At 55.9% G+C, this 10,239-nt stretch carries 7 protein-coding genes; all 7 read right to left on the bottom strand.

Annotated elements, in window-relative coordinates; genetic code table 11:
• Positions 1–27 precede the first annotated feature (27 nt).
• The 7 genes from K1Y02_02725 to K1Y02_02695 all read right to left on the bottom strand — a co-directional run bounded on the left by K1Y02_02725 (position 28) and on the right by K1Y02_02695 (position 10,113).
• Positions 28–1,887: a fatty acyl-AMP ligase gene (locus tag K1Y02_02725; GenBank protein ID MBX7255251.1), complete on the bottom strand. Its 1,860-nt coding sequence runs from the start codon at positions 1,885–1,887 to the stop codon at positions 28–30.
• Positions 1,888–2,415: 528 nt separating this feature from the next.
• A complete protein-coding gene (locus tag K1Y02_02720) occupies positions 2,416–3,099 on the bottom strand; it encodes an NAD(P)H-hydrate epimerase (GenBank protein MBX7255250.1) in 684 nt (227 codons plus the stop codon).
• A 5-nt stretch (positions 3,100–3,104) separates the two neighbouring features.
• A complete protein-coding gene (locus K1Y02_02715) occupies positions 3,105–4,580 on the bottom strand; it encodes a DUF4139 domain-containing protein (GenBank protein ID MBX7255249.1) in 1,476 nt (491 codons plus the stop codon).
• A 43-nt stretch (positions 4,581–4,623) separates the two neighbouring features.
• Positions 4,624–6,033, bottom strand: coding sequence for a DUF4139 domain-containing protein (locus K1Y02_02710; GenBank protein MBX7255248.1), 1,410 nt, complete (start codon positions 6,031–6,033; stop codon positions 4,624–4,626).
• Between the two features lie 88 nt (positions 6,034–6,121).
• Complete coding sequence (locus K1Y02_02705) at positions 6,122–6,793, bottom strand: TlpA family protein disulfide reductase (GenBank protein ID MBX7255247.1); 672 nt, start codon at positions 6,791–6,793, stop codon at positions 6,122–6,124.
• A 212-nt stretch (positions 6,794–7,005) separates the two neighbouring features.
• Positions 7,006–8,355 (bottom strand): chromosomal replication initiator protein DnaA, encoded by a 1,350-nt coding sequence (gene dnaA / locus K1Y02_02700; protein ID MBX7255246.1) that lies wholly within the window; start codon positions 8,353–8,355, stop codon positions 7,006–7,008.
• A gap of 1,392 nt (positions 8,356–9,747) precedes the next feature.
• On the bottom strand, positions 9,748–10,113 hold the full coding sequence (locus K1Y02_02695; protein MBX7255245.1) for a DoxX family protein: 366 nt from the start codon (positions 10,111–10,113) through the stop codon (positions 9,748–9,750).
• Positions 10,114–10,239 lie beyond the last annotated feature (126 nt).

Genomic DNA, 10,239 nt, shown 5'->3' with positions numbered 1-10,239 from the left:
CGCCATGCGACGCACCCACGCGCCGCCTCACTCGCAGGCTACCACCCGATGCACCCCATCGAGAAAAGCCGACCGGCACGCTTGCCGCTGGATTTTCCCGCTGGTTGTCTTGTGAATACTTCTTGGTTCGATCAGGCATACTTTAAACACACGGAGGTCGTGACACTCCGAAACTGCCCGGCGAATCGCCGTAATGACTTCCTTCGGCTCCACCATCCCCTGGGTCTGGCCGCTGTCCGCGGAAGCCGATACGTCGCGCTGGACGGTTTCAGCCACTTCGCTGACGACGATGAGACGTTCCTGGCCGCCTTCCTCAATGGAAAAGGCGGCGCAACACCCCGGCCGCACGGCCGAATGGCTGAGTTCGACGGTCCGCTCAATATCCTGGGGATAGTGGTTGAACCCATCGATGATAATCATATCCTTAATGCGGCCCGTAACGAAAAGATAGCCGTCTTTCATGAAGCCCAGGTCGCCGGTCCGCAGGAACGGTCCTTCACCGGAGTCGGCTAGACAAGCCTGGAAGGTTTCCCGCGTATCCTCCGCGCGACGCCAATACCCCTGTGCGACGGTCGGGCCAGCTACCCAAATCTCGCCGACGGTATCGGGGGTACACTGAAGGCACGATTCCGGATCGACGATAATGACCCGTGTATCCTTGGAAGGACGCCCGCAACTAACCAGCACGCGAACACCGGGCCCCGGCTTCTGTGCCTCGACGGCGCGGTGCCGCTCCAGCTCATCCGATTTGATGGGCAGAAACGTCGGACCTTCCTCGTGCGAGGTCTGGGATACCTCAAGCGTCGCTTCCGCCAAACCGTAACCGGGCGTAATGGCACGCCACCGGAATCCGCACTGCTTAAAGGTGTTGTAGAACCGTTCCAGCGTTTCGGGGCGAACCGGTTCGGCTCCGTTTCCGGCCGAACGCCAGCTACTCAGGTCAAGCACGTCCCGCTGTTCGGGGGTAATTTTTCTCACGCACAGGTCGTACGCGAAGTTCGGAGCCACACTTGTGGTAGCCCGAAACTTGGAAATAGCGCGCAACCATCGGTAAGGACGTTGCAGAAACGCCATCGGAGACATGGAGTAGCAGGGATAGTCTTTGTATAAAGGATGCAGCAGACTGTGGATGAGGCCCATGTCGTGGTACGTTGGCAGCCACGTTACAAGGCAGTTCTCTTCCGTGTCGTCGAAATACCGGCTCATGTCGTGCAAGTTGAAGAGGAGATTTCCGTTGCTGACCATCACGCCTTTGGGATTGGCCGTGGAGCCGGAGGTGTACTGCAGAAAGGCGATGTGGTCCGGCATGATCGTGGGGTCTTCCCACGCTTCCGCGAGCTTGGGATTCACCTTGTCGCTCGCAATCCACCGGAGTGTAGAAAGACTTGGGTCCGCGTGCGCCAGGGCCTGCTCCATGTTCAGGAGGGCCGCGCACGTCAGGGCCACGGACGGCTGTGCGTCGTCAACGATGACGCGGAACCGTGGCAACGTACGCTTCAAGCGCGAAGGGTCGGGCGGATAGACGGGTACGGCCAACACACCGGCATACAAACAGCCGAAAAATGCGGATACATATTCAAGCCCGGGAGGGAAAACGAGCAATGCGCGATCGCCAGGTTTGCAGAACTCCTGCAGCGTCGCAGCGATGGCGCGCGCTTGCGTATCCAATTGCGAATACGTGAGGGAAGAACCAATCTCTTCGCCGTCTGTCAAGAAGGTATAGATGGTTCTGTCGGGACGCCTTAGCGCCCGTTGACGCAGGAGGTCAACCATCGAAACGGCGGAACATTCGATCTGCGACAGCCAGGAACTCCGGTTAGCGGTCTGTTTGTCCGCGTGTGAGGGGAACGGGCGTACGTCGGTATGAGTCCAGTTCTTTTGAGTCATCCATCACTCCCTAAACAAACCACGCGATCGATTGGCTATGTTCTTCATGAGAACAATCGGCGCACATTCTTCAGTGACATCGATATGCGAGATTGTTTCACTCATGCTCCCAAACTCAATAGCAGATGTCGCCACCATCGACTCCGCGATTCGCTCGATTCTCAACCGGGGCTTCCGGCCGCGAGAACGGGCAAACCTACCTTGCGATCCTGAATGGACTTGGGCCTCGCGCCGACAAAACACCTTCCGGTGTACAGACTTACGCAAAAAGGAACTGGTTTCAGCCGGCGCCTTCCCCACCACCTCGCCCCTGTACGTCGAAGACAATACCTAACTTACCATTGGCAAAGCGTTTACAGGGTTCGAGTGCGCAAGCATCACAAGATTACCATCCTGCTATCGGAAATACAAATTAGGAGTGAGGCTATTACACATTTCGCGGATTGGTACGGGTGTGGCCCGGAGTATGCGGGACAGTTAACTTGAACTCGTGAGTTCAAATGAGGGGAATCGCTGTGAGGTCGGGCGCTATCGCTGAAGGCAGAGCGCACGATAGGCCTCATCGTCGGCACATATGTATGGAATGCCGATATCAGCTACGACGACGTGACCAAGATATGGATGGGCGGCCGGGTTTAGAAAGCCGCACTTGGGAAACTGGAACGTGACGGTGGTATGGGCGCGAATGCAGCACCCCAGGCATTCGCCGGTATCTGCGTCAAGACCTGAAGGTAAGTCCACCGCGATAGTTGGCACGCCGGGCCAAGTTTCGATGGCGGCTCGGAATACACCTCGTACTTCTCCCTTGACGCCCGTTCCGAGCATGGCGTCAACCAATACGGCACAATCACGCAGACCCGCGACGGCGTTCCGCGTTTCTTGCTCGTTTTCGGCAGCCTCCAAATGTCCCCCCAAGCGCAAATAGGCCTGAAGAAACGTGGCGGCATCGCCGGTGACTGCCTCCGGCGAAGTCAGTAGAACGACGCGTGTGTCCAGACCCGCCAGCAGAGCAAGTCGCGCGACGACGAACCCGTCCCCACCGTTGTTGCCCTTGCCGCACACAATCCCAACGGGACCTCGCTGGATCTCGCGGAAGACAGCAGCCCCGGCGTTGTTCATGAGGACAGCGCCGGGGATACCCAGTTCTTCGATACTACGCCGGTCCGCTTCTCGCATCTGCGCAGCCGTGAGATGAGTCAACTTCTCCCCCACGTTCGTCAGGTCTTCACGCGCACCGTATAGGTGAGCTTGGTTTCGCCGTCCTTGGGTACCGGCAGGCTAAAGACGGCGGTATTCGCATCCTTCTTGGTGAATTCGTGTGACTTCGCCTGAATGGACCAGTCCCCCACCATCGGTTCAACGACGTCTACCACAATGTCTTGGTCCTTGTGATTACGCAGGGTGATTTCAAAGGACGACTGCGTGAGATTGGGAGCCAACTGCTGGAAGTCGGTCTGGACGCGTTCCGCAACGATGTCGAACGCGTTGCCAAGCTTAAGTCGAATGGTCTCGTCTTTCGGAGTGTGCTCAATGCGATCCTCACCCGCAAATTGAAGCATACCCTCTTTGTCGGCCTGGTACACGCGCATGGTGCCGGCAGGCAGGGGCATACCCAACTGATTCGCCTCTTTATTGTCGAATTCGAGGTATGTCTCCACCTTTTGCTCGGGAAGCGGACCAAATTTAGTGAAGTAGAATTCCGGCTGTCCGCGGTATTCGTACTTCTTGACGGACTTCGCGCCACTCGCCTGCAATAGGTTGAGCTGCTTGGTTTGGTTCTGCTTGATAGTCGTCTTTCGCGGGAAGGTGTAGAGGTGGTATTCGGCAAAAGACTCTTCAGTAGGCTGAACACTGCGCGCCAGACCATCACTGTTCAAATCGAAGACCAATCCACCGCTTGGGTCTTCAGGTATCCGTACTACGTTCACCTCGCCTGCGACCAACTTCAACTGGGCATTGTTGTACGTGGCCCCGCTGCTGTTCGTCACTGTCACCCAGCCGGCAAGATCGAGGTTCGCGGCATCCTCGGAAAGGGTCAGCACGTAATCGGCCTGCCAGGTAAAACCTCCGGTTAGATAAGTGACCTCGACCGTCTGCTCAGATTGATCATTGTCCAGCAGCCAGATGAGCGATGGTTTACTGATCAATTCCTCGGGGATATCCGGCAAGACCACGGTACCGGGATGCCCGAGGTAGATTTCGTCGTTGACCTTGTAGACAGGTCCTTCGTTTACGCTCAGCAATTCGGCTTCGACGTCGCTTACGCGAATCTGGTTGTCGAAGTTCTGCAAACGCACCGGCTTGCCCACGTACTTCTCCATAAGTTTCGATGGGCTGATGAGGTCGTATTCGTAGTTTTGCTCCAGCACACGTAGCGACCCCGGCGCGTTTGCGGATTTCAGACTGACGGTCTGAGGACGGATTTGCTGCGCGACGTCGGCGAATCGCAGGGAAAACTCTCCTGGCAGAAGCTTCAACTTTCGGACGTCGCGGACCAATGCCAAGTCATTGTTGTACGCCGTGACGGCTACTTCTGTCTGCTCGGCCAAGGTGCTCTCCGTCGTGTTCAAAGACCCTTTTAGCGGGTCTCTCAATGAACTGGAGAAGGGAGCCGGCGATGATGTGGCGTCTTGACCGTAGCAGATGCTCACGCCGAGCATAACGGCGACCATCGACAACCTCAGATATTGCATACAAAGTGATCCTTTCGGAGCGTTGCGCTTGCCGCTTCAGAAGTTACCATTTCACACGCGCTGTGTAGGTGAGTTTCACTTCGCCATCCTTGGGAACCGGCACCGTGAATACCGCCGTCTGCGCGTCTTTCTTCTTGTGCGGAATGCTCGACGTTACGATCTGCCAATCGGACGACATCGGTTCAACAACGTCGACGCTGATGTCAGACTCTTTGTGGTTGCGAATGGTGATCTCAAACGAGGATTCGGTGAGGCGATCGGCGAGTTGTTGGAAGTCGGTTTGAACGCGTTCCGCGACGACATCGAATGCGTTGCCCAGTTTGAGAGTGAGTTTCTCGTCTTTGGGTGTGTGCTTGATGCGGTCTTCACCAGAGAACTGCAGCATGCCTTCGCTGTCTTCCTGGTAAATGCGCATGACGCCGCCGGGCAGCGGGATGCCGAGGCCGTTGGCTTCTTTGTTCTCGAACTCAAGGAATACACCTACCTTCTCTTCGGGCAGCCTGCCTATCGGTGAGCTAAAGAAATGGACTTGCCCGCGATACTCGTATTTCTTGGCGCATTGGATGCCGGAACCGGTCAGCAGCGCCAGTTGCTTCGACTGATTCTGCTTAATCGTCGTGCGGCGCGGCATGGTATAGAGGTGGTATTCCGCGAACGATTCCTCTTGCGGCATCGGCGGGGCCATGGCCGCCTCAGCCATTCTCGCGCCCTTAGCCATCATTGGCACGGGCGGAGGTTGAGCGATGTTGACATCGCCTGCCACTAATTTCAGCTGCGCATTGGTGAAGGTCGCGCCGCACTGGTTGTCGAGAGTTACCCAACCGGAGACGTCGAGCGATTTCTCGCTTTTGGCAAGCGTAACAACATAATCCGCTGTCCATGAAATGCCGTTGGTGAGGTAGTTGACTTGGAGTGTCTGGTCCGTGCCCTGATTGGCGAGAAGCCAGATCAACGAGGGCTTTGCGATCAGGTTTTCGGGAATTTCCGGCAAAACGACATTACCCGGATAGCCCAAGTAGATCTCGTTGTTGACCTTGTAGACAGGTCCCTCGTTGACACTCAGCAGATCGGCTTCCATCTGCTCGAAGTTGACCTCATTGCTGAAGTTGATGAGTTTCACACGCTTCCCGACGAACTTCTCCATGAGTTTCGAAGGGCTGATCAGGTCGTATTCGTAGTTCTGCTCGAGGATGGCGACCGAACCCGGCGCGGAAGTCGAGCGCAGTCCGACTGTCTGCGGCTGGATTTGTTGCGCCACATCCATGAATTGAAGGCTTACTTCGCCGGACGGAAGTTTCACATCACGCGTATCGCGAACCAGGGCAAGCCCGTTGTTGTAAATCGTGACTGCCACGTCTTTTTGGTCGGCTTCGGTACTCGTCATCGCAGGAGTGTCGGCAAAGAGGGAGACGCTGGCCGCGAATGCCACGATCCAAATCCCCAAACTACGCATAGTCATATTCCTCCACTATGGGGCAAGCCGTATGCTCGCCCGTTTCATATACCTTTGGACACCAGAACAGACTCAAGGTTCGCGCCGTTTATATGCGCGGCGATCTGCCCTTCCAGGCTTGTGCGCGGGTTCGGATTTCCCCGTGCACTTCCACGCGCTGCAAACCCGGGAGCGAGGCATCAGCTTCATCCGCGCCGGAGGAAGTGATGGCCTTCGCCTCGCTCTTCTTCTCTTCCTTCTTCGTGTTGAGGAGCTTCTCAACTTCCGCAGTCATCTTGTCAAATTCCGCATTATTGTATCCGATGGATTGATAAGCGATGCGCCCGTCTCTGTCGATGACATACGTGCGCGGAATAGACTTCGTGGCGTAACCGCTATACACCTTACGTTCGGGATCAGGGGCGAGGAGAAACGTGAACTTCTTCTCTTCATTGAATTGCTTCATTTCCTCTCGAGTGTGTTCTCGCCCGACAGCCAAGATGATCAAATCCTCCGTTTTGAGACGATTCCACAGTTCTTCCACGTGTGGAAGTTCTGCTTGGCAAGGCCCGCACCAGGTAGCGAAGAAATTGAGGACAACTACCTTGCCCTTCACGGAGGCATTGTCAATTTGTTGCCCATCAAGAGTGGTCAAGTCAAACGGCGGCGCGACGTCACCGACTTTGGTAAGGGTAGCCTCATCCTCCTCGCTGGCAGCAAAAGCAGGGTACGGTACGCACGTCGAAACAAACACGGCTACTGCAATGAGAAATGCGCGCATGGTTTGCCTCCCATCGTAGTGCTCACAGTCGGTCTGACTTATCACGTACACCGGACGATTTCTATTGTACACCTCAATGACACTCGGACGTACAATCACGGTAAGAACGCTTCATGGCCACTTTCGGTTTACAGGTCGCACCTGGACACATAAAAGAAGTGCGGCGTTCGCTCAACAGAGACAAACGCCGCAAAAAAAACGAGTGATGTATGCTAGGCGCGGATCTTGCGCTCCAATTGCCCGACAAGCTGGCTGACTTCGGCAGATTCGCGAATCTCCTGACTGATTTTCTGGCAAGCGTAGATGACCGTGGTGTGGTCTTTGCCGCCGAAGGCCTCGCCTACTTCCATGAGCGAGAGACTCGGAATAAGGTCTTTGCACAGGTACATGGCCACTTGCCTGGGATAGGCCACCTGACGTTGGCGGCTGCGCCCGCGCAAATCGCTGATACGGACATCGAAGTGCTCGGCGACAACGCGCTGAACCGTCTCGATGGTGATCGGCTTCACCTTGTTGCGTCCGATCAGGTCGCGCAACACTTCCTCCGCGAGAGCAAGCGTAATCTTCTGCCCGGTCAACGACGCAAACGCCATCACGGTGACTAGCGCCCCTTCCAACTCACGGATGTTCGTGGTGACGTAGGTGGCGATGTACTTGAGCACTTCAGGCGGCGCAACGATGCTCTCCTGCGCGGCTTTGTTCTGCAAGATAGCGATGCGGGTCTCGAGATCGGGCGGCTGAATATCGGTAACCAGACCCCACTCGAAACGAGAGATGAGGCGTTCTTCAAGCCCGGGGATTTCCTTCGGCTGCCGATCGCTCGAAATGACAATCTGCTTGTGCATGTCGAAGAGCGCGTTAAACGTATGGAAAAACTCTTCCTGCGTAGCTTCCTTACCGGAAATGAAGTGAATATCGTCAATCAGAAGGACATCGACCTTGCGGTACTTGGCGCGGAACCGCATCGTCGACTTCTTTGCGATACTCTCGATGAGCTGATTCGTAAAGTGTTCCGAAGAAATGAATGCGACATTTGCGCTCGGATTACGGCGCACAATTTCCTGGCCAATGGCCTGCATAAGGTGCGTTTTGCCGAGCCCCGTTCCCCCGTAAAGGAACAACGGGTTGTAGGCACGTGCCGGATTCTCGGCCACGGCGCGAGCCGCGGCGTGAGCAAAGCGATTGCCGCTGCCAACTACGAAACGTTCGAACACGTAACGAGGATTGAATCCTTCGATTTTCTGAACGTCTTTTGCCGGCCGCGCGCGATGCGGCGCCGGCGCATCCACGGCAATCGGAGGCAATCCTTCGCCGGTTGGAACAAAGGCCACTTCGCGCAAGTCAGGCGCAACCGCGCCGACACATGCACTGACTGCATCTAAATAGTGATCGCGCAGCCAGTCCGCGAAGAACTGACTGGGCACGGCAATCATTAACTTGCCGTCGTTATAGGATTGAAAACGAGTCTGAGAAAACCAATTCTTGTAACTGTGCTCGTCGAGTATCTTTTGGAGCCGGTCTTGGGCCAATTCCCAGGGGTTCCCCGAAACCGGTCCTACCATCCCAACGTTCTCCTCAGTGGGCAATGCCTGATCCCCTTCCCGCCTTGCCTGCTTCACCTCGACGTGCCATTGGGTCTCGGCGCACCTCACGGTAGCAAAGCTTGAATCACTCACGTTTGTTCCCCTACCCATCGCGCGGCGTCAAGTTTCAGACGCCAACACTTGTCAACCCCTTCCCATCGTCATGCGATCATTATCGGGCACGAGGCCGCGCGCGACAACCGTCTGCCATAGCATCCAGCCGCTCACGCGCGTATCCCATCACCCCACACAGCACCCAGTTCCGCTCCCGATCGCTTATCCACAACTTATCCACAATTCGTCCACAAGCCTGAAAAATCAGGCGATCCGCAAAAAATGGACGTGGAGTTTGCACCATGAACACGGTGCCTGTCAAGGCATAAACTACGACGCGCGAACCCCACGTGTTTTGCGCCGCTGCGCAATGCCAGATTTGTACTGATCAAAGCCCGCATATGTTGAATCGGATTCAATGCGCTCGAATTCGTCGCGGAGGATCGAAGATCTTCGCGCATCGATCTTATTGCGATTGGACCGCGAGAGTGGACAGAGCGATCAATCGCTTTTGCAGGATAGCCGGACCGCCGATGAATTTGGAGGGGGAGGGAGGTACCGCTTCTCGACATGATCTCGGACTGCGCCGTACACAAAGGGAGCATGCCACAACCTCCCGCGTTGAGACACAAAAGACCCTCATAAGCTCGAAAAGTACTGAGGAGTGAAGCTTTCAGATGCCACCGCGAAGACCGGTTTTGTGCGGTGCAGTCGCGACCACTTATTCAAGCGGTCCGCCCCGCGAATAAGCAATGCGCAGTATAGCATCCGATCATGATCTCCGCAAGAAGAATTTGGTTTCACACTTCACCCACTGCAACATTTTTGCGGAGTTGATCTTGCGAAGATGTGGTCAAGTGATTGATGCAATATTGCGTGCGATAGATTCCTTATGTGCATCCGAAATTCTCTCGACCAATCGCGAGTGCGCCATTGAGCGCAGGTCGATAATGAGCCGAATGAGGAGATACACCGCCAGGGCGCGAGCAACGGGTTCTTCGTTTTCGGATTCGTGAAGCGGCTGAAGTTCCGTTCAGCCGTCTACAATTCTTCCACACCTTGTTGCCGGTAGATGACCGCCACTCGCGCGTCATGTACACGCGGCCCTGACACTCGCGACTCCTGCAACATGCTCTTCAATGCGATCCACTAATCGGACGCTTCAGACACTGGTGCAGACTGGGGGATTCCATCTACGCGTCCACTTGATTGATCGCTTTCGCGAGAGGAGTCGCTGGCGAGTAGATTTTTAGATGAGTAACGATGGCCAGGAACTCATGAATACGCGGTCTTCGTTTCCACATGACCAGCACCGCTCTATGACGATTTCTTGCGCAACGGAATCAGCGCGCGGATGCGGGGGTCGCGCAGGAAGAGGCCGCCCCAGATTAGCACGCCAAGCAGGATGGGCATGTGGAATGCTTCTTCGACGCGGACATGTGTGGCGGTTGCGCCGCCGAGGTATCCCGTCAGCAGGATTGCGCCAAGGACCGATGTCTGGGGAATTACGTAGAGGGCCGTGCACGCGAGCTCAACGATCCCGAGCTTGGTTGCCAGGGTGATGGGCCAACCGAGGTGTTCGAAGCCTTTTGCGGCGTCGGGAGGTTGCATGAACTTCATGGTGGCGCTCATGAGCAACATAAGGACGGGCAAGGTGCTCATAATGCGTCCTGCCCAAAGCATCTTCTTTGAGACCGGTGTTGCGGGAGTCTGTGAGTCCATTGAATTCTCCGTTCTATGCCGGCTGAAGACCGGCGCGACTAGCATCACAAGGTATTACGCGACACGCACGCAGAGGGATTCTCTGTT

It is taken from the genome of Candidatus Hydrogenedentota bacterium (assembly GCA_019695095.1).
GTDB lineage: Bacteria > Hydrogenedentota > Hydrogenedentia > Hydrogenedentales > SLHB01 > JAIBAQ01.
The sequence above is the reverse complement of the archived record's forward strand: the minus strand, read 5'-3'. Positions and strand labels throughout refer to the sequence as shown.